Consider the following 25149-nt stretch of genomic DNA (forward strand, 5'->3'; position numbering starts at 1 on the left):
GGCGATCAGGTTTTGTTATGGCTAATATCACCTTGAAACAGTTGCGATATGCGGTCGCGGTGGCCGAGCATGGTCATTTTGGACATGCGGCCGCCGCATCCGCGATCTCGCAGCCCGCTTTGTCCATGCAAATTCAAGCCTTAGAGGATGGTTTGGGTCTGGCCCTGTTCGAGCGCGCCGCCCGCCATGTGCGACCCACCCCGTTTGGGGTTGGGTTCTTGGCGCGTGCGCAGCGGATATTGGCCGAGGTTGACGATTTGGGCGATAGCGCGCGTGCGGCGCGCGGTGATGATTTGGGCCGCCTGCGTCTTGGTGTGATCCCCACCATTGCGCCATATCTTTTGCCCCGTGTGGTGGGCTTGATGGGGCAGTATTACCCGCAGGCCAATTTGGCGTTGCGTGAAACGATCACCCCGCGCTTGATCTCGGGATTGTCCGAAGGGCGGTTGGACGCGGCGATTGTGGCCCTGCCCATATCTGAGCCCAGCTTTGAGGAGGTGGAGGTGTTTCAAGAAGATTTCATTCTTGTGCGGCCGCCCGAAGATGCGGGCAAGCCTGTGCCCGATGCCAATTCCCTGCGGGAAATGAAACTGCTTTTGTTGGAGGAGGGGCATTGCTTCCGCGATCAAGCCCTGTCTTTTTGCGCGCTTGGCGCAAATACCCCGCGCGAGGTGATGGATGGCTCATCACTGTCAACGCTTGTGCAGATGGTGGGGGCGGGGATTGGCGTGACGCTTATCCCTGAAATGGCTGTGCCTGTTGAGACACGCTCTGCGAGCGTGGCCTTGGCGCGGTTTCGCACCCCTGCGCCTGCGCGCAAAATCGGGGTTATTTGGCGGCGCACAAGCCCGCTTTCCAATCAGTTGCGCAAATTGGCCAATGTGGTGCGCGAGGCGGCAGAAACGGGCGCGTCCGAGGCCATGACAGGCGGGCTTATGCTCAAAATCGTATAACCAAAAAGAAAAAGGCGGGCCAAAGCCCACCTTTTCCAATCCAAACTGGATGAGGCTTATGCCTTAAACCAGCGTGATATTTACGGCGCTTTCGCGGCCATCACGGCCTTTTTCCAGCTCGTAAGTCACTTTCTGGTTGTCGTTGAGGCCTTTGAGGCCAGAACGCTCAACACCAGAGATGTGAACGAATACGTCTTTGCCGCCTTCATCAGGTGCGATGAAGCCGAAACCTTTGGTTGCATTGAACCATTTCACGGTGCCATTGGCCATTTCCGTGTCTCCTGTCATTATGCTGCCCACACCATGCGGCAGCTTGGCAATCGTCATGCGAGATAGGCTGCACTGTTGCCTTTAAAGAGGGACAGAAGAGCGATATCAGATAACTAGCGCGGCCCGTGTCGCATGAAATGGGCTTCGCGTAAAGATAAATCGTTGGGGGTAAAAGATGCTGTTCAAATTGTTCATATCCGTTGCAACGCTTTTTGGTATCGTAATTTTTGCGGCGGTGGCCTTTCGCGTGATGCCAATGGATGCCGCGCGCTATCATATTCGCCCCGCTTTGGCTGTGCCGCCATCAACCCCCAATTTCGCCCTAATGGTGGGGGATGAGGCCTTGGTGTTGCCGCGCAATCTGGCGGATGTGGCGGCAGATGTCGCGCTGAAGGCCGCCAGCGATGGCGCCGTTCTGTTGGCAGGCCAACCAGAGGATGGCTTTGTCACTTATGTCTATCGCAGCCGTTTGATGGGCTTTCCTGACGCGCTCAGCCTAACGCTTGATCCCACCGATGAGGGGGGGACGCGGGTTCAGATCTTCTCGCGGTCTAGCTTTGGTTATAGCGATTTGGGGGTGAATGCGGCACGCGTGGCCGATTGGGTCGCTGCGTTGCAGGCCGCGCGCTGATCAATCAGGCTTGACGCGCCCGCGCCGCTTCGCCAAACCCTGCCTATGTTGCCAGCAGAACCCCTTCGCCAAATTGTCGAGCGCTTCGAGTATCTCGAGGCGCAATTAAACGCAGGCCCCGCCGCTGATGCGATTGCCGCAATCAGTCGCGAATATGCGCAGCTGAAACCTGTCGTCACGCAGATTGACGAATATCAGCAGATCAAATCTGACCTTCAGGAGGCCGAGGCGATGTTGGCTGATCCTGAGATGCGCGCCTTGGCCGAAGAAGAATTGGCATGCCTGAAAATCGCGCTGCCTGAGGTTGAATATGCTTTGCGCATTGCGCTTTTGCCCAAAGATGCGGCCGATGCCCGCCCTGCCATTCTTGAAATTCGCCCTGGAACTGGCGGCGATGAGGCGGCCCTTTTTGCGGGCGACTTGCTGCGGATGTATCAACGTTACGCCGAGGCGCGGGAGTGGCAATTTGAATTGATCGAGCAGCAGCTCTCCGAGCTTGGCGGTGTGCGTGAAGTGACCGCACGGATAGTGGGCGAGGGAGTTTTTGCACGAATGAAATACGAGTCTGGCGTTCATCGCGTGCAGCGGGTGCCAGAAACGGAATCAGGCGGGCGTATCCATACATCCGCCGCGACTGTGGCTGTTCTGCCCGAAGCCGAAGATGTTGATATCAATATCCCCGCAACCGATATCCGTATTGATACAATGCGCGCCTCAGGCGCGGGTGGTCAGCATGTGAACACCACAGACAGCGCCGTGCGCATCACCCATTTGCCCACGGGGATCATCGTCACCTCATCGGAGAAGTCACAACACCGCAACCGCGAGATTGCAATGCAGGTCTTGCGCGCGCGGCTTTATGATCTGGAGCGGCAAAAGGCCGATGATGCCCGCGCTGCTTCGCGCAAAAGTCAGGTGGGAACGGGCGATCGTTCCGAGCGTATCCGCACCTATAATTTCCCCCAAGGGCGCATGACAGATCATCGGATCAATCTGACCTTGTATAAGTTGGATCAGGTCTTGTCGGGTGATTTGGACGAGATCATTGACGCGCTGACCGCCCATGATCAAGCCGCCCTATTGGCTGAGATGGACGGGTGAGCGCGCGCTATCGGGATCTTTACGCCGCCGCGCGCGCGCGTTTGTCTCAGCGCTTGCCCCAAGATGAGGCTGAGCGCGATGCACGCCTTTTATTGGCGCATGCCGCAGGCCTGTCAGGGGCGGGGTTGTCAGCCTGTCTCAATGATCTGGCCGCCCAAAATCACATCACTGATTTTGAGGCAGTGGTGGAGGCCCGCCTTGCTGGACAATCTGTGGCCCATATCATTGGGAAATCTGCATTCATGGGATTGGATTTCGCGGTTGGGGCAGGAGATTTGGCCCCGCGGCCTGATACGGAAACCTTGGTAGAGGCCGCACTCTCGCATGGCTTTACGCGTTTTCTTGATCTGGGCACAGGCACGGGTGTGATTGCAATCAGCCTGCTTGCCGCGCGGCCAGAGGCGCAAGGTGTTGCAACCGATTTGGACGGGGGGGCATTGGCCCGCGCGCGACAAAATGCAAAGACCCATGGCGTGGCGGGGCGTTTGCAGTTCTTCACGGGCCCATGGTTCGCGGCGCTGCCAGAGCCCGCGATGTTTGATCTGATCCTATCCAATCCGCCCTATATTGATCAGGCAACTTATGCAGGTCTACCCGAAGAGCTGCGCTTGCATGAGCGCGCTGCGGCGCTGACCGATGGTCATGATGGGCTGAGCGCATATCGCGTGATCGCTTCGCAGGCAGGCGCCTATCTTGCGCGCGATGGGGGGGTCATGGTCGAAATCGGCTATGATCAAGGCGAAACGGTGCTGCAAATCTTTGCTCAAGCAGGGTTTCGGTCTGTGCGCGTCATCCATGACTTGGCAGGCAAGCCGCGTGTTGTGGTGGCGCAAGCAATGCGTTCCTAGGCGAAAAAGCCGATAATTTCGCCGTTTTTGCAACTTTCCGCTTGTAAGCGCCCCTCAGCCATGGCAAGCGGGGATTACGGGAGAGGAATTATTAAGACATTCCCCCGAAATAACAGCCACGATATTCTGGACAAAGGCACAGATTGCACAGGCTGATCGTGGATATTGGCACGGACTTGGCATTAGGCCGCCTGACACCCTGCCGTGGATGGCTTCAACACTGGACTATATAAGAACAATGAGATCATCAAAGAACCGCTCGCGGTCAAAGGGCAATCGCAACCGCTCTGTTGGCAATATCATCAATCGGGTGTTTGACAGCTCTGGCCCAGAGGGCAAGGTGCGCGGCACACCGCAGCAGATCATCGACAAATATCAGCAATTGGCCCGTGATGCCCAGTTGAGCAATGACCGCGTGGCCGCTGAGAATTTCTTGCAGCACTCCGAGCATTATTCCCGCCTCCTAAGCGAGGCGCAGCGCGAGATGGACGCGCGCCGCGAAGAGCAGCAAAGCCATAATGGCGGCCAGAATGGCCATGATCGCCGTGGGTATTCGAACGAGTACGAGGCCGAGACTTCGCAGGATGCAGGCCACGAGGTCATGCCCAGTGAGACGGATGGTTTGGCGATGGCCGCCGATGGCGATGGGGAGGAGGCCAGCATCTTGGTCGACACGCCCGAAAGCAAACCTCGCGCGAAACGCGCGCCGCGTGGCCCCCGCCGCCCGCGCAAATCTGACGAGGCAGGCAGCGATGCCGCCCCAATGGTTGCAGCCCCAAGCGAGGCGCAAGGCGAATAATCGCGCGTGACCTTGTTGCATGACATTGCCCCCGTGCCATCCTTGGTGCGGGGGTTTTTCTTGCCTTAATCGGCCGCGACAGCGCGGGCGAGGGCGCAAAACCCCTCAAGGCTGACTGTTTCTGCGCGGTCAGTCGGGCGCAGCCCTGCGGCCAAGATGCGATCCTCAATATCTGGGCAAAGCCCCTTCAGCGCGGCGCGCAGCATTTTGCGGCGTTGATTAAAGGCTTTAGCAACCACGCGCTCCAGCACCTTTTGATCGGCGGGAAATTTCGGTGCCTCAAGTGCTGTTAAATGCACCACCGCAGAGCTGACCTTTGGCGGCGGGGTAAAGGCCTCGGGTGGCAGGTTCAGCGCAATCCGCGCCTCACAGCGCCATTGCGCCAAGACGGCCAAGCGGCCATAGGCCTTGCTGCCCTCGCGCGCCACAATACGTTCGGCCACTTCGCGTTGGAACATCAAGGTCAGGCTTGACCATTGTGGTGGCCAGACAGGCGGGATCAGCCAACGGATGAGCAATTCGGTGCCCACATTATAGGGCAGATTGGCGATGATACGGATCGGCGGTTTCAGATGCGCCGCCCAATCCACGGCCAAAGCATCGTCATTGAGAACGCTCAGGCGGTCGGGATAGGCGGCGGTGATTTCTGCCAACGCAGGAAGGCAACGCGCGTCTTTTTCAATCGCCACCACGCGCCGCGCCCCTTCGGCCAAAAGGCCACGGGTCAAACCACCAGGGCCAGGGCCGATTTCCAGAACATCACATTCGCTTAAATCCCCCGCGATGCGGGCGATTTTTGCGGTTAGGTTCAGATCAAGCAGGAAATTCTGCCCCAAGGATTTCTTGGCGCGCAGATCATGGGTTGCGATCACCTCGCGCAGGGGGGGGAGGGGATCAATCATGCCGCGCGCACCTGTGCCATTTGATCCGCCATGCGCAACGCCGCGACCAAGCTTGTGGCATCTGCGCGGCCCGTGCCCGCGATGTCAAAGGCTGTGCCATGATCGGGCGAGGTGCGGATAAAGGGCAGGCCAAGCGTCACATTCACCCCCCCTGAGAAATCAAGCGTCTTGATCGGGATCAGCGCCTGATCATGATAGGCGCAGATGGCCACATCATACCGCGCGCGCGCCTCAGGGTGGAACATCGTATCTGCGGAGAGCGGCCCCGCGATCTGGTAACCTTCGCCGCGCAACCCCTCCAGACAGGGGATCATCCATGCGATTTCCTCGCGCCCCATGGCGCCATTTTCGCCCGCATGGGGGTTGAGGCCCGCCACCGCAAAACGTGGGGACTGCAGACCGATATCACGCTGCATTGCGTCCGAGGTCACGCGGATCACATCGCGCAATAGATCGGGGGTAAAAGTCGCAGGAACCGCGCTGAGGGGGATGTGGATGGTGGCAGGCACAACGCGTAATTCTGCGCAGGCCAACATCATGACTACCTTCACCCCACCCGCCAAGGCCGCGAGATATTCCGTATGGCCTGGATAGGCAAAACCCGCGCCTTGTTGCAGGGCGTGTTTATGGATGGGCAGGGTGCAAATTGCGCGCGCCGCACCCGATTGGGCAAGCTCTACGGCCTCCGCGATTGCGTCAATGACGCCTTGCGCATGGGCGGCTTGGGGGTGGCCTGCCACACGGGCGGGGCCAAAGTCGCGGTGCAGAACTGGCAACCCATCGCCACAGGCGGCAAAGGCGGCACTTGCCTGAGATATTTTGATGATAGGTGCGCCATGCCCGTTGAAATGATCCGCATCCCCGATGACAAAAAAAGGAACCGCCCCCCGCAATTCATGCCACGCTTTTGCGGCAATCTCGGGGCCAATCCCCGCAGGCTCCCCACAGCTGAGCGCAATGGGGCCGGTCGTGCCCGCACCCATGGGATCAGTCCAAATCACGGATGATGGCGTCCGCGCGCAATTCCTCAAGATAGCCAGAAGCATAAGTCTCAAGGCGCTGCGAGAACAAGGCTTGGCGAATTTCCTCGCGCGCGCCATCTTCAAGCTCAACTGTGCGATTGCACAGCCAAACCATCAGAAGGTCGGCGCCATTGTTGCGGCGCAGGGCGGTCGAGCTTTCATTCGGGTCAAGCTTAGCAAGCTCTGCCGCAATATCTGCGGGCACTTCGGCGCGCGGGGCGCTGATCCGTTCAAACTGACCTTCTAGGGTGCCATAAAGATCATCGCAGCGGTCATTTTGCGCGGCGATCTCAGCGGCGCGCGCGGCGGCATCTGGCCCTGAAAGCAGAATGGTCGCGTAATCATAACTGCTCGGCGTTGGGAACTGATATCCCGCCTCTTCAAAGCCCAGCATTTGAAAAATCCCAATCCCAGGCCCCAAAGGGACGGGTTCGGTGACGTCACCTACATCCAAGGTGATCAACATGGCACTCAGGCCTTGGGGCAGGGATGACAAGGGGCGCCAATCCAACGCACCGCCATCCACCGCGGTAGGGGCGGCTGAACGGGCGCGGGCGGCATCAGCAAAAGCCGTCAGATTTCCATCCACATCTTCGGCAATCGTCAGCAATTCTGCGCGCAGTGTGTCAATATCGTTGCCTTCAATCGGCAGGATCAATTCCGCCAAACGAATTTGCGCCCCGCCCCCACTGGAGCCAAGCGCAAGTGCGCGGTTAATCTCAGCCTCAGAAACTTGGGCGCGTGCCCCAAACCGACTGCGCAATATCTCGCGCCATAAAAGGCCTGCATTGATAAAATCGCGTAGGGTCTCATAGGCGACCCCCTCGTTCTCAAGCGCATCAATCAACCCTTGGCCGTCCAAATTTGCGCGGGCGGCAAATTCGTCAATTCCGATCATCAACTGGTCTTGGGTGATTGTGATCCCCGCTGCTTGGGCGGCGGCCATTTGCAAGCGTTCCTTCACCAAAACATCGCGCGCGTGGGCCTGTAGGTCACCTGGTGCATTCAAGATGCCCAAAAATGTGGCGCGTTGATCCACCTCATATTGGGTGATCACGGTATCATTAACCGCAATTACAGGCGTGAAATCGAGCGATTGCGCGCGCATTTGTGCAGGTGCAAGCGCCAAGGCGCATCCCATGATCACACCAAAACACTGGTTGCGCGCGGCACGCGCGCCCAAGAATTTACCCAAGATTGGGGAAGATACGTGATGTGAACTCATCTTGTCCTTCTTCGGTCACTCTTGCGAGGGGCGGCGTGAGAGCGCCCGTTTTATATTTGTGCCAAGCCTACAAGAGGCGGGCAAGCGAAGCGAGGGGAAATTCATGCCCCCCGATGTATTGGGCCGATCCATCACTGTCTTAGCCATCTTCCATATGCAAAATCACCCCAAGCGCCAAAAGCGACCCCGCAAGGGGCGGTGTCCATGCAACGATAAAGGCGGAAAGCTGACCATTCTCACCCAAAACTTGGGCAAAGCTGCGCAGAAAATAGAGGCCAAAACCCAACAAAATAGCGGCGAGCACCAAAGGCCCCGTGCGGCCAAAACGGGTGTGACGCATCGTGAGGCTTGCACCGATCAAGACCATGCTCATCAGCATCAATGGGTTTGCCAACTGCATCTGGAACCAGACCCGATGCGACAGGCCCGCAAATCCCGCCTCCTGCAACTGCGTAATGAAATCGGGAAGGGCGTAAATCGAGATATTGCTCGGATCCCCAAAGGAATCGAGAATTTGTTCCCGCGTCAGCGTTGAAGGAACGGCATAGCTCTCAAAACTTTCTGCACTGGCCTCGGGGTTGGTTTGGGTTAAGTCCCAGATCTTGGTGCGGGTAAGATCCCATGATTGCAGTCCAAGGCGCGCTTCATCTGCGTCAATGCGCTGTTCAATTCGGCCAAATGTATCGAAATTATAGAAGGTGACGTCAAATAACTGCGTGCCATTGCTATTGGCGCGCAGCGCGTTGATGACGGTTTGCTTATCGCGCGTGCCTTGGCGCAGCCAAAGCCCTTCTTGCGTGATGGCCAATGTGCGTTCCTGTGCGCCACGCACCTGCGCCAACCTACGCTCATGCGCGATCTGTGTGTCGGCCACGATTGGGTTGATCACCAAAAGACCGATGATCCCGATGAGGGCGGCCACGCCAATTGGGGCCATCGTGGCCCGCAAAGCCGAGCGCCCCGATGCACGCACCACCACCAATTCCGAACTGCGTGCCAGTGACAGGAAAAAGACCAAGGTCGCCAGCATGACAACCAGCGGAAAGAGGGAATAAAGCGCTGACGGCATATTAAGCAGCGCAAGCGTGAGCGCATCGCCCAAATCCCCGCCGTTGAGCGCGATTTTTCGCATCTGTTCGGTCAAATCCACGACCATGTGGATCACCGCAAAGATCGCCAACACGGTGAGGAAGTTTTTGAAATAACGCTGCGCGAGGTAAAGTTGCAGGATCATGCGCCGCCCTCAACCAGATCAGGCTGCCGCATCAGGCGCCAATGTGCGGTTTTATATACGGCCAACAGCACCGCCCCGAACACCACGGCGCAGAGCAGTGGCTGCACATAGGCCAATGGTGCCAAATGCGGCGCGTTGATGACCTGAGCGCTCAAAAGGTTCTTGCTCATCTGCAACGGAATCACCAACCCTACGGCCAGCATGATCTGCGCCCATAACCCAAGCCGCGAAAAATTGCGCAGCATCAGGCAACTGGCCGCAATCAAAGGCACAAAAAACGCGAACATCGCCTGTGCGAAACGATAATGCAGTTGCCATTTGATACGATCTAGGGGAATGCCCGCGCGGTTGGCAAGATCTTGATCCGCCGCAATCAGCGCAGGCGTGGACATCCCGCGCTCGTTCTCGGGCTCTTCGTTACTGCCTGATCCAGTCGGGCTTTGTGCCTGTGTGATATCATAGTTCAATCGCTCAAAGCTGAGATCGCTCAGGCGGTTTGTGACCCGATCCAAGCTGATACTGCGCCCTGATAACAAGATCATCCGCGCGTTTTCCGCATCGCGCAAAAGATACCCGCGATCCGCGCGATAGGTCACTTCGCGGGTCTCGCTGCGCCGATCATGGATAAACAGACCCTGCAACTCACCTTCGGGTGAAATATCGCTGATGTAAATCGTGATGCCCGAGATCGGGGATTGGAACACCCCCGCGCGCATCAACTGAGCGACCAGATCATTGCCCAAAATGTTTGATCTTTTGCGAAATTGTGCTTCGGCCTGCGGGGCCAAACCATTGCTAAGGCCCGCAACCAAAAACGCCATAATCGCCCCGAAATAGAAAACGGGCCGTAACAGGCGCAGCGGCGAGATGCCGGCGGTCTGCAAAATCACCAATTCACTATCGGTGATCAGGCGGTTGAACACATAAAGGGTCGCCACAAACCCCGCCACAGGCAGCACCATCATGATAATCGGCGGCAGCGCCAATGTGGTCAGTTCGAGGAAGGCCAAAATGGTTTGGCCGTCTGAGATTAATTGTCCGAACAAATCAACCCCTTGGTTGATCCAATAGACGGACACCAAAACAAGCGCGAAGAAGCCAAAGAAACTGAGGCACATGAGCAAGATATAACGATCATATCGTGTCAAATTCGCAGCCTTTGTAAATTTGGCCCAATATCTTTGGGGTGCAAGCGGGCCTGATTGCCCACAAGTTCTTTTGGTTTTGGGGGTTTTTGGGGCTTAATGCAAGGCTTCCGCGCGAAGGGCACGGGTTCGTGTAATCGTCCATCTGGTCAAGCCGCAGTTTGCGCCCTAGTGTTGCCGGTAAATGACGCTTTCAACCAATGTGAGGATCTTCATGACCCGTCCATCCGCGACACAGTTTTGCGAAATTGATCTTGATGCGCTTAAGGGGCTTTCGGGAAAGATTGCCTGTTTGGCCACGCCAGAGGGTGGTTTGGATGCGGCGGGGCGGCGGTTGAACCGCCTGAGCAAAGGCGCAGTGGATCGGGCGCTTGGCAGCCCTGCATGGGAGGGATTAAACGCGGGCGATGTCATGGTCTTGGCCTATCCCGCGGGCATGTCAGCAGAGGCCGTGTTGCTCCTCAAAACAGAGCGCCGCGTCACCGCACAAGCGGCACGCCGCGCGGGCGCTAAATTGCGGGTCGCGGCGGGCAAATCAGAGTTGCATATATGTGCGGGCAATTTCGCACGCAGCGCGGATTTGGCGCTTGGGGTGGTCTTGCGGGGCTATGAATTTGGCGATCACAAATCCAAAACCCCCGAAAGCTATGGCAGCGTCACGCTCTATTGCAGTAAACCTGATGAGATTACCGCAAAGGCCGCGCCGCTTTTGGCGGTGGCGGAAGGGGTGTTTTTCACCCGTGATCTGGTCAACGCCCCTGCCAATGTTCTGACGACCACCAGTTTTGCCGAACAGCTCAGCGATTTGGCCGCGCTGGGCGTCAAGGTCGAGGTTCTTGATGAACCCGCGCTCGAAAAATTGGGAATGCGCGCCCTTTTGGGGGTTGGGCAAGGCTCGGAAAGCCCGTCCAAGGTTGTGGTGATGGAATGGATGGGCGCAGGTGATGCGCAGCCCTTTGCCCTCGTGGGCAAGGGGGTTGTGTTTGACACAGGCGGCATCAGCCTAAAACCCGCCGCAGGCATGGAAGATATGACCATGGATATGGGCGGCGCAGGTGTTGTTGCAGGGGTGATGAAAGGCCTTGCCTTACGCAAGGCGCGCGCCAACGTGGTTGGTCTGGTTGGCTTGGTTGAAAACATGCCCGATGGTCGCGCGCAGCGTCCTGGCGATGTTGTGGTATCAATGAAAGGGGACACAATCGAGGTTATCAATACCGATGCCGAAGGGCGCCTCGTTCTGGCGGATGTGCTGTGGTATGCCCAAGAACGCTTTGCCCCACGCGCGATGATAAATTTGGCCACGCTGACAGGCGCAATTATCATTGGTCTGGGCCATGACAATGCAGGCGTTTTTGCAAATGATGATGCGCTTTGCGCAGCCTTCCTAACGGCCGCGAAAGCCGAAGATGAAGGCGCATGGCCGATGCCATTGGATGACAGCTATGATGACCTGATCAAAAGCCGCACAGCCGATATTAAAAACACAGGCGGGCGGCCTGCGGGCTCGATCACAGCGGCCAAATTCCTGCAGCGTTTTGTCAAGAAAGGCATGCCTTGGATTCACCTCGATATTGCTGGCGTTGCTTCGATGGCAAAGGACAGCAAATACGCCCCTGCAGGGGCAACAGGCTGGGGCGTTTTGGCACTGGATCGGTTGATCCAAGATATGTTTGACGAAGGCTGATGTCCGAACTGTGGTTCTACCATCTGACCCGCTCGCGGCTTGAGCAAGTTTTGCCCATGCTGATTGAGCGCGCTTTGGCGCAAGGGTGGCGCGTGGCCTTGCGCGCGCCCGATGCGCAAAGCGTGGCGCGGATGGATGACCTTTTATGGGCTGCGCATCCGCCCGAGCGTTTTCTGCCCCACGGGGTTGAGGGCGGGGCGGATGCCGAGCTTCAACCCATTCTCATTGGCACAGGCGATCTGCGCGCCAATCGCCCCGATTATCTGGTGGCGATTGGCGGGGCCACGATCACACCTGAGGACTGCGCAGGCCTGACCCGCGCTGTTTTGGTTTTTGACGGCCAAGATGAGGCATCCGTCACCCATGCGCGCAACCATTGGCGCAGTTTTGCCGAGGCGGGCCTGCGTCTTCAATATTGGTCGCAGGCCTCAGGTGCGTGGAAAATCGAACGCGAACATCCACAACCTTCGACAAAAGATTGATGTTTCGATGAAAAACCAAATTGCTTTGACGAATTATTAGGACTCTATCCTCTAGAACCCTCGTCACCTTGGGCCATGATTGCGCGCCCATCAGTCGTTGAGGAGAGGGTCTGGCCCATGGTTGCCTATGAATTTGATCAACATCTGCCCGAATTCAATTTGGTCGGGGACGACCTAAACCTATTGGCCAATGTGGGCACGCTTATTGTGCCCGAGATTGATGCCGTTCTCTCGGAATTCTAAGCCCATGCCGCGGGTCAGCGCGACAAAGATCGGCGCCAAACCGATGGGATCAATAATGACAAAAAGCGCCACAAAAACGGGGATGAGGGTTGCGAATTCCATGCCCTATCCCTGACCTTTGAGGGGGCAAAGGTCAAATGAAATCGGGGGGAGGCGCTATTCTTGCAACGCCGCGTCAAGCCGCGCCTGTGCTGCGACCCAAAGCGCCTCGGCGCGCGCTAAACCTTCTTCGACTTCAGTGAACTTCGCTTGCCATTGTGCCAATTCAGATGCTTTGGCAGCCTCATAGAGCGCAGGATCAGCCAGTTTCACCGAAAGTTTCTCATGCATCTCCATAATCTTTTCGACCCGCGCTTCGGCACGGCGCAATTCGGCGCGTATATCTTTGATTTCATCATGGCTTGGGCGGGGCGCAGTTGGCGCGGGCTTGTCTTTGCTGGGTTTGTCTGGCCGCGCCCGCAAGAGGGTGGCGCGATATCTGTCCAAATCGCCCTCATAGGGGGCAACCCGCCCGTTTGCGACCAGCCACAACCGATCGGCCACTAGCCCCAAAAGGTGCATATCATGGCTGACCAAGATCACTGCCCCCGAATACGCCGAAAGTGCCTCGACCAAGGCCTCGCGGCTTTCGATATCCAGATGGTTGGTCGGCTCGTCCAAGATGAGCATATGCGGCGCGTCCAAAGTCGCGAGCAACAAGGATAAGCGCGCCTTTTGCCCGCCCGATAATTGGCCAACTTTGGTTTCGGCTTGCGCCGCCGCCAGACCAAACCCCGCAAGTCGTGCGCGGTGGCGTGTCGGCGTTTCCTCGGCGCGCGCGCGGCGCAGGTGGTCAAGCGGGGTTTCGTCCAAATGCAATTCGTCAACCTGATGCTGCGCGAAATACCCGACCCGCAACTTGGAGGAGGCGGTCACACTGCCTGCCATTGCCGCCAATTTGCCTGCAATCAATTTGGACAGGGTCGATTTGCCCTCGCCGTTGCGCCCAAGCAGAGCGATGCGATCATCTAGGTCAATGCGCAAATCCAGCTTTGACAGCACTGTACGCCCCTCATAGCCAACACTTGCCCCGTCCAGCCGCAAAATAGGCGGCGAGAGCGTCTCAGGTTCGGGGAAGGTGAAGACGGTGCGGGCTGCGTCTTCGGGGGCGCGGATGGGTTCCATCCGTTCCAGCATCTTAAGCCGTGCCTGTGCCTGCTTTGCTTTCGAGGCTTTGGCGCGGAAGCGATCCACGAAACTTTGCAAATGCGCGCGCCGCGCCTCTTGTTTTTTGGCTTCTGCCGATTGCAGCGCCCGCTGCGCCGTGCGGGTTTTGATGAAATCATCATAGCCGCCCGCGTAAAGGGTCAATTTTTGATCGCTTAAATGCAAGATATGCCCCACCGCGCGATTGAGCAGTCCGCGATCATGGCTGATGACAAGGACAGTGTGCGGATATTTGGCCAGATAGGCCTCAAGCCAGAGCGCCCCCTCAAGGTCGAGATAGTTGGTGGGTTCGTCTAAGAGCAGGAAATCAGGTTGCGAGAACAGAACGGCGGCCAAGGCCACGCGCATCCGCCACCCGCCCGAAAAATCGGAACAGGGGCGGGCGGTTTCCGCATCGGTAAAGCCCAAACCCCGCAGGATCGTGGCGGCGCGCGCCTCGGCCGACCAAGCATCAATATCGGCAAGCCGTGTTTGCACCTCGGCCATACGTTCGCCCGTTGCGGTTTCCGCCTCGGCCATGAGGGCGGCGCGCTCTGTATCGGCGGCCAAGACAGTGTCGAGCAGCGACACCGCGCTGCCAGGCACTTCTTGGCTGACGCCGCCGATGCGCGCGCGCGCGGGGATCTCAATCCTCCCCCCATCAAGCGATAATTCCCCCTTGATCAGGCGAAACAGCGTAGTCTTGCCCGCGCCATTGCGCCCGACAATGCCCACCTTATGCCCCGTGGGGATGGTCGCGCTGGCCCCATCAAACAGGGGACGACCCGCCATAGAAAAAGAGAGATCAGATATGCGCAACATGCGCGGCTCATGCACGGCTTGGCGCGTGCTGTCAATCGCGGCTTCCCTATTCTGATCCCTCATGTTATGGCCGCGCCAAATTCACCTTCCCATGGAGAGATCAATGGCCGTGCAACGCACATTTTCCATCATTAAACCCGATGCAACCAAGCGTAACTTGACGGGTGCAATCAACGCAAAGATCGAAGCAGCGGGCCTGCGCATCATCGCGCAAAAGCGCATTCACCTGACCCCCGCGCAGGCAGGCGTGTTCTATGCCGTGCATAAAGAGCGCCCTTTCTACGGCGAGCTGTGCGAATTCATGGCGTCTGAGCCCGTTGTTGTGCAGGTTCTGGAAGGCGAAAACGCGATTGCGAAATATCGCGAAGTCATGGGCGCCACTGATCCTGCTGAAGCGGCAGACGGCACAATCCGCAAAGATTTCGCGCTGTCTAAAGGCGAAAACTCCGTTCACGGGTCAGATGCCCCTGAAACTGCCGCGGAAGAGATTGCCTATTTCTTTGCAGGCTTGGAATTGGTCGGCTAAGCCGATCACCACAGTCCTTGAATGAGGGCCGCATAGCCAATCGGCTGTGCGGCTTTTATTTTGCGCGCAAGCCGAGAATATCCATTTGGCGTTCAAATTCGCTGTGGTCTGGATTGTGGTGGTCATTGCAAATCTGATTAAAACTTGCGCGCAATTTGACTTTTTCAGCCCCTTTGCAATCGTTCCAAGCGCGACCTTGAAGTGCCATATGCAGAACGTTATACATGATAAAATGGGGTGATACCCCTGAGTGTAACAGCGCGATATAGGCCTGATCTGCCCCCAGTTCGCGCAAATTTGAGGCGCTTTTGATCCCAGCCTTGCGCAGGCTTTGCGCCATATCGAAGACCGTCCCGCAGATCACAAAGCCCCCGTGCGCCCCGTGCCACGCGGCGCAGCCGGCCGCCGCTTGGTCGAACGCCACATCCGCAATCAAAAAGAATTGGTCATGCGCGCATAGGCTTGGGCACGGCTTTAGAACGCCGCCCTGCAACGCGTCTGCCAATTTAAATTTCAGGAAAAATTGGCTCCGGCGGTAGGGATCGAACCTACGACCAATTGATTAACAGTCAACTGCTCTACCGCTGAGCTACGCCGGAACACGATGGGCCGTATAGCAAGACGAATTTTGCGCGTCCAGTGCTTTGGGGCGAAAAAATCGTTCTTTGGATCAAATTCTGGAAAAACCTGACTCGGCGCTGAGGGGGCTGTCTGCTTTTGCCTGGTTTTCTTCAATCAATCCAATGAGATGCGCCAAAATGTTGCGCTCAGCCATCGGGTGTAGCAGGGTCTGAAGATCGGGGTAGATTTCCGCGCGCAGGCTGTTGAGACTGCGCGGGGTTGCTGTGAGGGCTGAAAGAATCTGGCCATGTCGCATCGCGCGATGGGCGCGCAACTCGGCACAGCGCGCGCGGGGGCTCTCAATCGCGGCCCCATGGGCGGGCAAAAGCCGCTTTGGCCCGCGCGCCTCGATCGCGGCGAGCGAGGTCAAATAGGCCCCCAAATGACCATCAGGCGGGGAAATCAAGGTGCTTGACCAATCCATGACGATATCGCCGCAAAATTCGACATCTTGCCATGCGACATTCATATGATTGCTCATATGGCCGGGGCTGTGATGGGCAGTGATGCGCCAGTCTTCTGTCTCGATCACGGCCCCATCGGGCAGGGCAATGTCGGGGATGAAGCCGTGATCGACCCCCTCGCCACCGCCCAGATCAGGCAGTGTGCTGCGCCCCATATCCCATGGGCCTGCCGCCAAAATGGGCGCCTGTGTCGCCGCGGCCAAGGGGCGGGCGAGGGCGCTGTGATCTAAATGCGCATGGGTGACAAAAATATGGGTGATCCGCCCGCCCTGCGGCACGGCTGCGAGGATCGCGGCCAGATGCTGATCTGATGCGGGCCCGGGGTCAATCACGGCGATAGAGGTTTCCCCCAGCATATAGGTCAATGTGCCCTCTGCCGTCATGGGCGAAGGGTTTGGGGCGCAGATGCTGCGCAAAAGTGAGCCATGCTCGGTCATCATCGGGCGTGTTTTTCCTTTGGCGCTTTGCGCGGGCCGCGGCTATAGATGGCCTATGTTTACGCGATTGATCAAGAAAATGCTGCCACGCGGCCTTTATGGGCGGGCTGCGCTGATCATGCTTGTGCCGATTTTGACGATCCAGCTTGTGGTTTCTGCGGCGTTTTTGCAGCGCCATTTTGACGGGGTGACGCGTCAGATGATGGAGGGGTTGGCGGTTGAGCTGCGCTTTATCATCCAAGAGATTGAGCGCGGTGGGATTTGGGCAGGTCGCAGTGTGGCCGCCCCGCTTGAGATCAGCCTTTTTGAGGGTGGGGACAAGCCATTTGAGGGCGACGGACTGGAGGCGCGCGCCTTTTATGACCTATCGGGGCGCAGTGTGATTGAGGTTTTGCGCCGTGCGGTGCCTGAGGTGACATGGATTGATCTGATCACCGATGATAGCAAAGTGATGATCGGGCTGCGTCTTGCCGATGGCACGCGCGTGGATGCCGAGATTGCACGGCGGCGTGTATCGGCCTCGAACCCGCATCAATTGTTGGTCTTGATGGTGTTTACGGGCATTTTGATGACCACTGTGGCGTTTCTCTTTCTGCGCAACCAACTGCGCCCCATTCGCCGCTTGGCGCGGGCGGCTGAGGATTTCGGCAAAGGCCGCATCGTGGATTACAGCCCCGCAGGGGCATTGGAGGTGCGCAGTGCGGGCCGCGCCTTCCTCGATATGCGCAATCGCATCGAAAACCAGATCGAGCAGCGCACCATGATGCTCTCAGGTGTCAGTCACGATTTGCGCACCCCGCTGACGCGGATGAAATTGGGTCTCAGTGTCATGGAGGAAAGCGAAGATGTGACGGCCCTGCGCCGTGATGTCGAGGAGATGGAAACCCTGCTCGAGGCGTTTCTTGATTTCGCCCGTGGCGATGCGTTGGATGATTTGGCGGAATTGGATATTGATAAATTCCTGCGCGAGATTGTCTCGGATGCCACGCGGTCAGGGGCGCAGATCAGCTTTGCCCATTCTTCGAACAGTGGGATGCTTCAGGATTATACGGCCACATTCCGACCTGCGGTGCTGCGTCGTGCGCTTGGCAATTTGATTTCAAACGCGCAGCGATATGGCAGCGAGGCGCGTGTGACCTTGTCGCTTACGCCGCGTCAATGGCGCATTTCTGTGGAAGATGACGGGCCAGGCATCCCCGCAGATCAGCGCGAGGAGGCGATGCGCCCCTTCGTGCGGTTGGATGTGGCGCGAAACCAAAATCGCGGCTCGGGCGTTGGATTGGGTTTGGCAATTGCGCAAGATATCGCACGGCGGCATGGCGGGCGGCTGACTTTGGGGCAAAGCGCCGATCTGGGCGGATTAAAGGCAGACATTATTCTGCCGCGATAGCCGTGCTGGGGGGAAATGGTAGGCCCGGCAGGACTTGAACCCGCAACCAAAGCGTTATGAGCGCTCTGCTCTAACCAATTGAGCTACAGGCCCCCGTAGGGCTTGAGTTACTGCGCCAATGCGAGGGGGTCAAGTATTGGATCACTCGCTTATGGACGAAGGCGGCGAAGATCGGTATCAGGGCGGAAAATCACGCCCCCTGAGGAAAGGCCCGATCAATGCCCGCAGATGCGCAAGCGCCCAAAAACAGTCTCACCTATGCCCAAGCGGGTGTTGATATTGATGCGGGCAATGCGCTTGTTGATCGGATCAAACCTGCCGCTGCCGCAACTGCGCGGGTGGGGACGATGTCGGGACTGGGCGGTTTTGGGGCTTTGTTTGATCTCAAGGCCGCAGGATATCATGACCCGATTTTGGTCGCCGCCACCGATGGGGTTGGCACCAAGCTGCGCATCGCGATTGATACGGGCGCGGTGGACACCATCGGCATTGATCTGGTGGCGATGTGCGTGAATGATCTGGTCTGCCAAGGGGCGGAGCCTTTGTTCTTCCTTGACTATTTTGCCACGGGCAAATTGGCGGTGGATCAGGCTGCGCGGATCATCGAAGGGATTGCCGAGGGCTGTGCGCAATCGGGCTGTGCTTTGGTTGGGGGGGAAACCGCCGAAATGCCTGGTATGTATGACGCAGGCGATTTCGACCTTGCGGGCTTTGCCGTTGGCGCGATGGAGCGTGGCGCAAGCCTGCCTGCCAATGTCACGGCGGGCGATGTGATCCTTGGCTTGGCCTCCGATGGGGTGCATTCAAACGGCTATTCTTTGGTGCGCCGCATTGTTGATCTGTCGGGTCTGGCATGGTCTGACCCCGCGCCCTTCGCCCCTGAGACAAGCCTTGGCGCCGCGCTTTTGGCCCCAACACGGCTTTATGTGAAGCCTATTCTTGAGGCGATCCGCGCAGGCGGGGTGCATGGGTTGGCCCATATCACGGGCGGTGGTTTGACCGAGAACCTGCCCCGTGTCCTGCCTCAGGGGCTTGGCGCGCGGATTGATTTGGGCGCTTGGGGTCTGCCACCCGTGTTCCAGTGGTTGGCCGAAACAGGCGGGATAGCGACGCGCGAGATGCTCAAGACCTTTAACGCAGGGATTGGGATGTGCGTGGTAGTCGATGCGGCTGAGGCCGATGCCATTGCGCGGCTCTTGGTGGCTGCGGGTGAAACCGTGACACGGCTTGGCGTGGTTGAGGCGGGCTCTGGCGTGACCTATGAGGGGGCGCTTTCGTGAAACGGGTCGCCATCCCGATTTCAGGGGGCGGTTCCAATATGGTGGAACTGCTCAAGTCAATGACGGGGGATCACCCTGCGCGGGCCTGTGTGGTTTTGTCGAATATCCCTGATGCGGGCGGTCTGGCCAAGGCAGAGGCTGCAGGCGTGCCAACAGTGGTGGTGGATCACAAACCTTTTGGGGCTGATCGCGCGGCTTTTGAGGCTGAGATGGCCAAGGCGCTTGACCAATATCAGCCTGATATCATCGCGCTTGCGGGTTTTATGCGGGTTTTGACGGCTGAATTTGTGGCCCGCTATCAGGGGCGGATGCTGAATATTCATCCCTCGCTATTGCCCAAATATCGCGGCCTGCATACCCATGCCCGCGCGATTGAGGCAGGGGATGACATCGCAGGCTGCACAGTGCATGAGGTGACCGCGGATTTGGATGATGGCCCGATCTTGGGGCAGGCACGCGTCCCAGTGGTGGCGGGGGATACGCCCGAAACCTTGGCCGCGCGGGTTTTGGTGCAGGAGCATCGCCTTTACCCTGCCGTATTACGCCGCTTTGCTGCGGGGGATCGCAGCCCGCTGATCTTTGAGGATGCTGAGCCCTGATCTAGAGGGGGGCTTTCCTTTTCCTGCGCCTTTTCGTAAATCCGTGTATCGCGGAAAAATTGAAGAAGTAACGCCCTTGCCGAAGACGCTGACAACCACATCCGAATTGGCCGAATTTTGCGAGGCCGCCGCACAGCACCCTTATGTGACCGTTGACACCGAATTCCTGCGCGAGCGCACCTATTACGCGCAGCTGTGTCTTGTTCAATTGGCGATGCCGGGCACGGATGACAGTGGCGCGGTTTTGGTTGACCCGCTGGCCGAAGGCATGTCGCTTGAGCCGCTTTATGAGCTGTTCCGCAATCCTGATGTGGTCAAGGTGTTCCATGCTGCGCGGCAGGATCTCGAGATCTTTCATGTCGAGGGCGGGCTCGTGCCTGCGCCACTCTTTGATACGCAAGTGGCCGCAATGGTCTGCGGATTTGGCGATCAAGTAGGATATGAAACTTTGGTGCGCAAAATTGCCAAGGCCGCGCTTGATAAATCCTCACGCTTTACCGATTGGTCGCGGCGTCCTCTATCCGATGCGCAAAAAACCTATGCCTTGGCCGATGTCACGCATCTGCGCCAGATTTATGAATATCTGTCCGCGCAACTGGCCCGATCTGGGCGCAGTGCATGGATGGAGGAAGAATTGGCGCAGCTGACCAATGCGGACAGCTATATCGTAAATCCAGATCACGCGTGGATGCGGATCAAAATGCGCTCAAGCTCGGGAAGGCTTTTGGCGGTTGTGCGCGAATTGGCCACATTCCGTGAGGCCTATGCGCAGGAACGTAACATCCCGCGCTCGCGCGTCTTCAAGGATGATGCCTTGATGGAATTGGCCTCGACCAAGCCGCGCTCTTTGGCGGATTTGTCGAAATCGCGCCTATTGCTGCGCGAGGCGCGGCGGGGCGATATTGCGGAAGGTATTATTGCGGCGGTCAATCGCGGCATGGACACGCCGCCCGAAAAATTCCCCAAATTGCCAAATGGGCCAGATCGCAGCGACCTTAACCCTGCCTTGGCGGATTTGCTGCGTGTCTTGCTCAAGGCCAAGGCCGATGAGGCGGGCGTTGCACAAAAGCTGATCGCGTCCAGCGCGGATTTGGACAATATCGCTTCTGGCCATTTGGATGGCCTGTGGTGCGAAGGTTGGCGCGGCAAGGTCTTTGGCGAGGACGCATTGCGCCTTGTTCAAGGCGATGTGGGCCTTGGTGTCAAAGGCAGCAAAGTGGTTTTGTTCGAACTTTAACGCGACACTGTGCGGCGATTATTGGCCCCATGCACGCTGATCCGTGTGACACCGCGCAGTTCATTCGCGCTGCGGAACGTGCCGACCAGAATTTCGCGAGTGCGCGGCGCACCTTCTGCCGTGTCATCCCGCGGGGGAACCAAGCGGAATTCGAACAGCATGAGCCCGTCCTCATTGGAAATCTCGACCAGTTCGGCCTCCCAATATCCTTGACGTTCTGCGCGTCCTACGGCGCGGATGATGGCGCCGCCGTCAACTTGATCCGCTTCAAGCGAGATGACATCTGCGACAAGCGGGCGTGGATCGACAAATTCCTCGACCTGCACAACCTCGATCCGCTGCTCTTGGCGGTCATTTCCGAACCAGTTGAAGGGGTTCAGCCGCGTGGAACAGCCCGCAAGCCCCAAGATCATCGCAGCAAAAATGGCAGTGCGCAGCATATTGGCCCCTCTTGGCAAAGCATCACCCTTTGAGTGCTACCCTATCAGGGCGGTTTTGAAAAGCGCCTCTGGACGAATGGGGGGCTGCGCTTTAGGTCAGGGGGAGGTGACAAAAGGATGAGGGCAGAATGGCCAGCGAACGCTTTGAGGAAATCGCAGACACATTCGAATTTTTGGACGATTGGGAAGACCGCTATCGCCATGTGATCGAATTGGGCAAAGCGATGGAGACCTTACCCGAGGCGATGCGCGTTCCCGCCACCAAGGTGGATGGTTGCGCCTCGCAGGTCTGGATCATGCCGCGGATCGAAGGGCAGGGGCCAGAGGCGCGGTTCGACTTTCAAGGTGAAAGTGACGCGATGATTGTGCGCGGCTTGATTGCGGTTTTGCACGCGCTTTATGCGGGCCTGAGCATTGCCGAGGTTCTGGCGGTTGATCCACGGGCAGAATTGGCGCGGTTGGGGTTGAATGACCACCTCTCCGCGCAGCGCTCAAACGGGTTGCGGGCCATGGTCGAACGCATCCACTTATTGGCGGCAGAAGCGCGGAGTTAATCCCCCCATTTTTTCAGGGCCGTTTCAAGATCACCATAGCCCGTAAAGCGGCGTTCAAAAGCAAGGCCGAGAAAATCGGCACAGGCCTTGGCTTTTTCGGTTAGGGCGGCGTCATCTGTCTGCGCCTGATAAACCAGCTTTTCGTAATTGCCAAAATAGATATCCCGCAATTCGGGGTGTTTATCGAGGCCAAGAGGGCGGGTGACAAAAGCGTCAAACTGACGGGTAAGGAAATCCGTCAGGTAAAAGGCAGTGACCTCGCCCAAGTCTTCAAAGCGGGCATTGCCCTCGAAAAAGCTGTAGCAATGTGGGCCTTCGAGCATTTCAAGGCCAAGCGCGGCGCAGCGCGCGGCCAAAGCCCCGCCTGTGCCGCAATCGGCATAAAGCACATAGATACTGTCGTAATCCCCACGCACCCGCGTGGCCGCAGCTTCAACCGCGTCAGGGATCAATTCGGGGCGATTGTGCAGAATGGCGGGAAGGCATTGCAGGTCGAGATGGTCAAACCCATTGGCCGCCTTGATCGCCAAAACCTCATGCGCCAAAGCCCCGCAGGCCAAAAGCAAAACCCGCCCCCTGCCAGATGCTGAAACGCCGCTATCGCGTAACGTGTCGTCATCTGGTAGATGCAGGGCGGGCTTTGTCATAATCGCTTAATGCGCGGCCATTTGGTTGTGTTTGCGCAGAACGAACTCCTTGGCGGTTTCCACGGCCACGGCCGCGTCACGGCAATAAGCGTCTGCGCCAATCGCGCGGCCAAATTCTTCGTTCAAAGGTGCGCCACCGACCAACACGATGTAATCATCGCGGATGCCTTGCTCTTTCATCGTGTCGATCACGACCTTCATATAGGGCATGGTCGTTGTCAAAAGTGCGGACATCCCCAGAATGTCGGGGGTCTCTTTTTCCAAGGCTTCAAGATAGGCTTCGACCGCGTTGTTGATGCCAAGGTCAACCACTTCAAAACCTGCGCCTTCCATCATCATGGTGACGAGGTTCTTGCCGATATCATGGATATCGCCCTTTACCGTGCCAATCACCATTTTGCCGATACGGGGGGCGCCTGTTTCCGCCAAAAGCGGCTTAAGGATGGCCATGCCACCTTTCATCGCGTTTGCGGCCATCAGAACCTCGGGCACAAACAAAATGCCGTCACGGAAATCGTGACCCACAATGGTCATACCACCCACCAAGGCCTTGGTCAGGATGTCGTAGGGGGCCCATCCGCGCTCAAGCAGAATGTTAACCGCCTCTTCGATTTCTTCTTTTAGACCATCGTAGAGGTCATCGAACATTTGTTGGACAAGTTCGTCATCGTCCAGTTCTGAGAGGATGATTTCATCATTTTCGTCAGACATCTCAAGCGTCTCCTGAAGCGGCACTCAGCCAATAGCGTTTGGACGATTACCTAAGCTCTTCGCGCCACCAGACGCGCAAATTTACGACATCACGACCGCCGCAGGCGACCTTTGCCCATGCGATTGCATACCAAATTAGCTGCGGCGGCGGCCTTTGCGCTCGCGGCGCTGCGGGCCATTGCCATCCGTGCCATCCGATCCTGAGGAAAAGCCGCCCAATGCTTCGGCGATCTGTTCAAGGCTTGGAACCGCGCCGCGCGGGGTCTCTTCCAGCGCCTTGCGCATTGCCGCAAGATGGACAGGTTGGGTGCCGCAACAGCCCCCGATGATCTTGGCCCCTGCATCGCGGGCCAGAACCGCGTAACGGGCCATCAACTCGGGGGTGCCATCGTAACGGATATGGCCATCAACGTATTTGGGGATGCCTGCATTGCCCTTGGCAATCACGGGGCGCTCGTTGCCCGAGGCACGAAAGCCCAGAACCGTGCGCATCAAATCTGAGGCCCCAACACCGCAATTTGCACCATAGGCCAAAGGTTTGTGATCCAGTTTCTCAACCAAATCCGACATCGCGGCGGAGGTGACACCCATCATCGTGCGCCCTGCCGTGTCAAAGCTCATGGTGCCGCACCATGGCATACCTGCTAGTTTGCAAGCTTCGGCTGCGGCGGCGTATTCTTCGGGGGCTGAGATCGTCTCAACCCAACATACATCCGCACCGCCTGCCTTAAGCCCTTCGGCCTGTTCATGGAACATCTCCACGGCGGCCTCGTGGGTCAAAGGCCCCATTGGCACCATGATCTCACCCGTTGGCCCCATGGACCCTGCAACGACCACCTCGCGGCCAGAGGCATCAGCGACTTCGCGGCCAATCTCTGCGGCAATTCGATTTAGGTCAAAGGCGCGATCTTGGGCATCATGCAATTTCAGCCGTGCGCGCGTGCCACCAAAGGAATTGGTCAAGAAGACATCGGAACCCGCATTGACGGCCCCGCGATAGAGTTCGGCAATGCGGTCAGGGTGATCTTCGTTCCACAATTCTGGCGCATCGCCCGATTGCAGCCCCATGTTAAAGAGGGTCGTGCCCGTTGCGCCATCGGCCATCAGCCAATCGCGGGTTTCCAAAAGGGTCTGCAAACGGTTCGACATAATAAAATTCCTTGTGTCACATCAGCTGCGACATGGCCCCTCTGGGGCAATGATGCAAGCCCGAAAATCCACATGATCTTTATGAAAAATCTGCGAGGTCAAAAAAGAAACACCCCGCGCAACAGATGAACGGGGCGCGCAGAATTGGGGCAGGGGTGGTGATTAATTCTCGTTCACCAATTGGGTCTTGGCCTCGATCAAGAGCGCGTCAAATTTTGCGCGCAGCTCATCTTCCGAAACTTTATCGCCCAAATCCGCCTTCAGCTTGCCGATGACATCCTCGTGGCCTGCTTCTTCGAAATCAGCGCGGATCACCCCTTTTGCATAGGCCTCGGCCTCATCGCCCGTTTTGCCCAAGATTTCGGCGGCCCATAGGCCCACCAGTTTATTGCGGCGCGCTTCAAGCTTGAACTTAATTTCTTCATCATGCGCGAATTTTGCTTCGAACGCGTGTTCACGGTCGTCAAATGTGCTCATTAATCTGTCTCCTTGGACGGTGAGCTTGCGGTTTATCCCTGTGATAGCCTTAGCAGGGTTTTGGCCGCAAG

At 57.7% G+C, this 25149-nt stretch carries 28 protein-coding genes, 2 tRNA genes and 1 pseudogene; 14 read left to right on the plus strand and 17 right to left on the minus strand.

The genetic code is table 11. The features are described from left to right. Positions 1-17 precede the first annotated feature (17 nt). The gene (locus AAC622_RS03550) at positions 18-953 is read left to right on the plus strand and encodes a hydrogen peroxide-inducible genes activator (protein WP_340260348.1); all 936 of its coding nucleotides are present in this window, start codon (positions 18-20) and stop codon (positions 951-953) included. 63 nt (positions 954-1016) lie between these two features. Here AAC622_RS03550 and AAC622_RS03555 read toward each other — a convergent pair whose 3' ends face one another. Continuing rightward, positions 1017-1223 carry a cold-shock protein gene (locus AAC622_RS03555; RefSeq protein WP_317655813.1) on the minus strand — a complete coding sequence of 69 codons (207 nt, stop codon included), beginning with the start codon at positions 1221-1223 and terminating at the stop codon, positions 1017-1019. 175 nt (positions 1224-1398) lie between these two features. On the opposite strand from AAC622_RS03555, the gene AAC622_RS03560 reads away from it, so the two are divergent. The 4 genes from AAC622_RS03560 to AAC622_RS03575 all read left to right on the plus strand — a co-directional run bounded on the left by AAC622_RS03560 (position 1399) and on the right by AAC622_RS03575 (position 4602). Next, a complete protein-coding gene (locus AAC622_RS03560) occupies positions 1399-1854 on the plus strand; it encodes a DUF1499 domain-containing protein (RefSeq protein WP_340260349.1) in 456 nt (151 codons plus the stop codon). A gap of 45 nt (positions 1855-1899) precedes the next feature. After that, complete coding sequence (gene prfA, locus AAC622_RS03565; protein WP_340260350.1) at positions 1900-2955, plus strand: peptide chain release factor 1; 1056 nt, start codon at positions 1900-1902, stop codon at positions 2953-2955. After that, positions 2952-3803 carry a peptide chain release factor N(5)-glutamine methyltransferase gene (prmC, locus tag AAC622_RS03570; protein WP_340260352.1) on the plus strand — a complete coding sequence of 284 codons (852 nt, stop codon included), beginning with the start codon at positions 2952-2954 and terminating at the stop codon, positions 3801-3803. The genes prfA and prmC overlap by 4 nt, the downstream gene beginning before the upstream one ends. Positions 3804-4041: 238 nt before the next feature. After that, a complete protein-coding gene (locus AAC622_RS03575; RefSeq protein WP_340260353.1) occupies positions 4042-4602 on the plus strand; it encodes a DUF4167 domain-containing protein in 561 nt (186 codons plus the stop codon). A 65-nt stretch (positions 4603-4667) separates the two neighbouring features. Here AAC622_RS03575 and rsmA read toward each other — a convergent pair whose 3' ends face one another. From rsmA to lptF, 5 genes are all read right to left on the minus strand, one after another. After that, positions 4668-5504 (minus strand): 16S rRNA (adenine(1518)-N(6)/adenine(1519)-N(6))-dimethyltransferase RsmA, encoded by an 837-nt coding sequence (gene rsmA / locus AAC622_RS03580; protein WP_340260354.1) that lies wholly within the window; start codon positions 5502-5504, stop codon positions 4668-4670. Next, positions 5501-6487: a 4-hydroxythreonine-4-phosphate dehydrogenase PdxA gene (gene pdxA, locus AAC622_RS03585; protein ID WP_340260355.1), complete on the minus strand. Its 987-nt coding sequence runs from the start codon at positions 6485-6487 to the stop codon at positions 5501-5503. The genes rsmA and pdxA overlap by 4 nt, the downstream gene beginning before the upstream one ends. 4 nt (positions 6488-6491) lie before the next feature. Next, positions 6492-7751, minus strand: a complete 1260-nt coding sequence (locus tag AAC622_RS03590; RefSeq protein ID WP_340260357.1) for a peptidylprolyl isomerase — start codon at positions 7749-7751, stop codon at positions 6492-6494. Between the two features lie 139 nt (positions 7752-7890). Continuing rightward, positions 7891-8985 carry an LPS export ABC transporter permease LptG gene (gene lptG / locus AAC622_RS03595; protein WP_340260359.1) on the minus strand — a complete coding sequence of 365 codons (1095 nt, stop codon included), beginning with the start codon at positions 8983-8985 and terminating at the stop codon, positions 7891-7893. Continuing rightward, a complete protein-coding gene (gene lptF / locus AAC622_RS03600; RefSeq protein ID WP_340260360.1) occupies positions 8982-10133 on the minus strand; it encodes an LPS export ABC transporter permease LptF in 1152 nt (383 codons plus the stop codon). The genes lptG and lptF overlap by 4 nt, the downstream gene beginning before the upstream one ends. A 211-nt stretch (positions 10134-10344) precedes the next feature. Here lptF and AAC622_RS03605 point away from each other — a divergent pair, with 211 nt between their 5' ends. The 3 genes from AAC622_RS03605 (at position 10345) to AAC622_RS03615 (ending at position 12539) form a co-directional block, all read left to right on the plus strand. After that, complete coding sequence (locus AAC622_RS03605; RefSeq protein WP_340260361.1) at positions 10345-11814, plus strand: leucyl aminopeptidase; 1470 nt, start codon at positions 10345-10347, stop codon at positions 11812-11814. Then, positions 11814-12296, plus strand: coding sequence for a DNA polymerase III subunit chi (locus AAC622_RS03610; RefSeq protein WP_340260363.1), 483 nt, complete (start codon positions 11814-11816; stop codon positions 12294-12296). The genes AAC622_RS03605 and AAC622_RS03610 overlap by 1 nt, the downstream gene beginning before the upstream one ends. A 117-nt stretch (positions 12297-12413) precedes the next feature. Beyond that, positions 12414-12539, plus strand: coding sequence for a hypothetical protein (locus AAC622_RS03615; protein ID WP_340261516.1), 126 nt, complete (start codon positions 12414-12416; stop codon positions 12537-12539). 3 nt (positions 12540-12542) lie between these two features. On the opposite strand, the pseudogene AAC622_RS03620 reads toward AAC622_RS03615, so the two are convergent. Further along, positions 12543-12641 (minus strand): annotated as a pseudogene (locus AAC622_RS03620) (MarC family protein); the annotation flags it as partial. Between the two features lie 54 nt (positions 12642-12695). Then, the gene (locus AAC622_RS03625; protein ID WP_340261408.1) at positions 12696-14546 is read right to left on the minus strand and encodes an ABC-F family ATP-binding cassette domain-containing protein; all 1851 of its coding nucleotides are present in this window, start codon (positions 14544-14546) and stop codon (positions 12696-12698) included. Positions 14547-14649: 103 nt separating this feature from the next. On the opposite strand from AAC622_RS03625, the gene ndk reads away from it, so the two are divergent. After that, positions 14650-15072: a nucleoside-diphosphate kinase gene (gene ndk / locus AAC622_RS03630; RefSeq protein WP_213675270.1), complete on the plus strand. Its 423-nt coding sequence runs from the start codon at positions 14650-14652 to the stop codon at positions 15070-15072. Between the two features lie 55 nt (positions 15073-15127). On the opposite strand, the gene AAC622_RS03635 is transcribed toward ndk, so the two are convergent. The 3 genes from AAC622_RS03635 to AAC622_RS03645 all read right to left on the minus strand — a co-directional run bounded on the left by AAC622_RS03635 (position 15128) and on the right by AAC622_RS03645 (position 16597). Next, complete coding sequence (locus AAC622_RS03635; protein ID WP_340260365.1) at positions 15128-15577, minus strand: TfoX/Sxy family DNA transformation protein; 450 nt, start codon at positions 15575-15577, stop codon at positions 15128-15130. A 19-nt stretch (positions 15578-15596) separates the two neighbouring features. After that, positions 15597-15671: transfer RNA gene (locus AAC622_RS03640), tRNA-Asn, on the minus strand. Positions 15672-15742: 71 nt separating this feature from the next. After that, a complete protein-coding gene (locus AAC622_RS03645) occupies positions 15743-16597 on the minus strand; it encodes an MBL fold metallo-hydrolase (protein ID WP_340260366.1) in 855 nt (284 codons plus the stop codon). 52 nt (positions 16598-16649) lie between these two features. Between AAC622_RS03645 and AAC622_RS03650 the strand changes: the two genes are divergently transcribed. Further along, positions 16650-17984 (plus strand): ATP-binding protein, encoded by a 1335-nt coding sequence (locus AAC622_RS03650; RefSeq protein WP_340260367.1) that lies wholly within the window; start codon positions 16650-16652, stop codon positions 17982-17984. A 16-nt stretch (positions 17985-18000) separates the two neighbouring features. Here AAC622_RS03650 and AAC622_RS03655 read toward each other — a convergent pair. Continuing rightward, a tRNA-Ile gene (locus AAC622_RS03655) sits at positions 18001-18077 on the minus strand. Positions 18078-18202: 125 nt separating this feature from the next. Here AAC622_RS03655 and purM point away from each other — a divergent pair. The 3 genes from purM (at position 18203) to rnd (ending at position 21100) form a co-directional block, all read left to right on the plus strand. Then, positions 18203-19264 carry a phosphoribosylformylglycinamidine cyclo-ligase gene (gene purM, locus AAC622_RS03660; RefSeq protein WP_340260369.1) on the plus strand — a complete coding sequence of 354 codons (1062 nt, stop codon included), beginning with the start codon at positions 18203-18205 and terminating at the stop codon, positions 19262-19264. After that, positions 19261-19863: a phosphoribosylglycinamide formyltransferase gene (purN, locus tag AAC622_RS03665; RefSeq protein ID WP_340260370.1), complete on the plus strand. Its 603-nt coding sequence runs from the start codon at positions 19261-19263 to the stop codon at positions 19861-19863. The genes purM and purN overlap by 4 nt, the downstream gene beginning before the upstream one ends. 76 nt (positions 19864-19939) lie before the next feature. Beyond that, on the plus strand, positions 19940-21100 hold the full coding sequence (rnd, locus tag AAC622_RS03670) for a ribonuclease D (RefSeq protein ID WP_340261410.1): 1161 nt from the start codon (positions 19940-19942) through the stop codon (positions 21098-21100). On the opposite strand, the gene AAC622_RS03675 is transcribed toward rnd, so the two are convergent. Continuing rightward, positions 21097-21540, minus strand: a complete 444-nt coding sequence (locus AAC622_RS03675) for a hypothetical protein (protein WP_340260372.1) — start codon at positions 21538-21540, stop codon at positions 21097-21099. The two genes, rnd and AAC622_RS03675, sit on opposite strands and share 4 nt — an antisense overlap. A 128-nt stretch (positions 21541-21668) precedes the next feature. Here AAC622_RS03675 and AAC622_RS03680 point away from each other — a divergent pair, with 128 nt between their 5' ends. Next, the gene (locus AAC622_RS03680) at positions 21669-22094 is read left to right on the plus strand and encodes a SufE family protein (protein ID WP_340260374.1); all 426 of its coding nucleotides are present in this window, start codon (positions 21669-21671) and stop codon (positions 22092-22094) included. Here the strand turns inward: AAC622_RS03680 and AAC622_RS03685 are convergent. The 4 genes from AAC622_RS03685 to AAC622_RS03700 all read right to left on the minus strand — a co-directional run bounded on the left by AAC622_RS03685 (position 22091) and on the right by AAC622_RS03700 (position 25078). Then, entirely contained in the window at positions 22091-22741 is a 651-nt protein-coding gene (locus AAC622_RS03685; protein WP_340260376.1) for a DUF1638 domain-containing protein, read from the minus strand. The two genes, AAC622_RS03680 and AAC622_RS03685, sit on opposite strands and share 4 nt — an antisense overlap. Positions 22742-22747: 6 nt before the next feature. Next, a complete protein-coding gene (locus AAC622_RS03690; protein ID WP_317655041.1) occupies positions 22748-23452 on the minus strand; it encodes a corrinoid protein in 705 nt (234 codons plus the stop codon). A gap of 135 nt (positions 23453-23587) precedes the next feature. Next, positions 23588-24601, minus strand: coding sequence for a betaine--homocysteine S-methyltransferase (bmt, locus tag AAC622_RS03695; RefSeq protein ID WP_340260377.1), 1014 nt, complete (start codon positions 24599-24601; stop codon positions 23588-23590). A gap of 162 nt (positions 24602-24763) precedes the next feature. After that, positions 24764-25078 (minus strand): DUF1476 domain-containing protein, encoded by a 315-nt coding sequence (locus tag AAC622_RS03700; protein WP_340260378.1) that lies wholly within the window; start codon positions 25076-25078, stop codon positions 24764-24766. Between the last annotated feature and the right edge of the window lie 71 nt (positions 25079-25149).

The sequence above is a fragment of the Roseobacter sp. HKCCA0882 genome (genome assembly GCF_037805225.1).
In the GTDB taxonomy this organism is placed as follows: Bacteria; Pseudomonadota; Alphaproteobacteria; order Rhodobacterales; family Rhodobacteraceae; genus M30B80.

Coding starts and splice junctions, on each gene's coding strand:
- AAC622_RS03550 (WP_340260348.1), top strand. CDS start 18: ATGGCTAATATCACCTTGAAACAGTTGCGATATGCGGTCGCGGTGGCC.
- AAC622_RS03690 (WP_317655041.1), bottom strand. CDS start 23,452: ATGTCTGACGAAAATGATGAAATCATCCTCTCAGAACTGGACGATGAC.
- bmt (WP_340260377.1), bottom strand. CDS start 24,601: ATGTCGAACCGTTTGCAGACCCTTTTGGAAACCCGCGATTGGCTGATG.
- AAC622_RS03625 (WP_340261408.1), bottom strand. CDS start 14,546: ATGTTGCGCATATCTGATCTCTCTTTTTCTATGGCGGGTCGTCCCCTG.
- AAC622_RS03650 (WP_340260367.1), top strand. CDS start 16,650: ATGTTTACGCGATTGATCAAGAAAATGCTGCCACGCGGCCTTTATGGG.
- pdxA (WP_340260355.1), bottom strand. CDS start 6,487: ATGGGTGCGGGCACGACCGGCCCCATTGCGCTCAGCTGTGGGGAGCCT.
- AAC622_RS03605 (WP_340260361.1), top strand. CDS start 10,345: ATGACCCGTCCATCCGCGACACAGTTTTGCGAAATTGATCTTGATGCG.
- AAC622_RS03555 (WP_317655813.1), bottom strand. CDS start 1,223: ATGGCCAATGGCACCGTGAAATGGTTCAATGCAACCAAAGGTTTCGGC.
- AAC622_RS03680 (WP_340260374.1), top strand. CDS start 21,669: ATGGCCAGCGAACGCTTTGAGGAAATCGCAGACACATTCGAATTTTTG.
- AAC622_RS03645 (WP_340260366.1), bottom strand. CDS start 16,597: ATGATGACCGAGCATGGCTCACTTTTGCGCAGCATCTGCGCCCCAAAC.
- prfA (WP_340260350.1), top strand. CDS start 1,900: ATGTTGCCAGCAGAACCCCTTCGCCAAATTGTCGAGCGCTTCGAGTAT.
- purM (WP_340260369.1), top strand. CDS start 18,203: ATGCCCGCAGATGCGCAAGCGCCCAAAAACAGTCTCACCTATGCCCAA.
- AAC622_RS03590 (WP_340260357.1), bottom strand. CDS start 7,751: ATGAGTTCACATCACGTATCTTCCCCAATCTTGGGTAAATTCTTGGGC.
- AAC622_RS03610 (WP_340260363.1), top strand. CDS start 11,814: ATGTCCGAACTGTGGTTCTACCATCTGACCCGCTCGCGGCTTGAGCAA.
- AAC622_RS03700 (WP_340260378.1), bottom strand. CDS start 25,078: ATGAGCACATTTGACGACCGTGAACACGCGTTCGAAGCAAAATTCGCG.
- AAC622_RS03560 (WP_340260349.1), top strand. CDS start 1,399: ATGCTGTTCAAATTGTTCATATCCGTTGCAACGCTTTTTGGTATCGTA.
- lptG (WP_340260359.1), bottom strand. CDS start 8,985: ATGATCCTGCAACTTTACCTCGCGCAGCGTTATTTCAAAAACTTCCTC.
- AAC622_RS03575 (WP_340260353.1), top strand. CDS start 4,042: ATGAGATCATCAAAGAACCGCTCGCGGTCAAAGGGCAATCGCAACCGC.
- rsmA (WP_340260354.1), bottom strand. CDS start 5,504: ATGATTGATCCCCTCCCCCCCCTGCGCGAGGTGATCGCAACCCATGAT.
- AAC622_RS03615 (WP_340261516.1), top strand. CDS start 12,414: ATGGTTGCCTATGAATTTGATCAACATCTGCCCGAATTCAATTTGGTC.
- AAC622_RS03685 (WP_340260376.1), bottom strand. CDS start 22,741: ATGACAAAGCCCGCCCTGCATCTACCAGATGACGACACGTTACGCGAT.
- ndk (WP_213675270.1), top strand. CDS start 14,650: ATGGCCGTGCAACGCACATTTTCCATCATTAAACCCGATGCAACCAAG.
- AAC622_RS03675 (WP_340260372.1), bottom strand. CDS start 21,540: ATGCTGCGCACTGCCATTTTTGCTGCGATGATCTTGGGGCTTGCGGGC.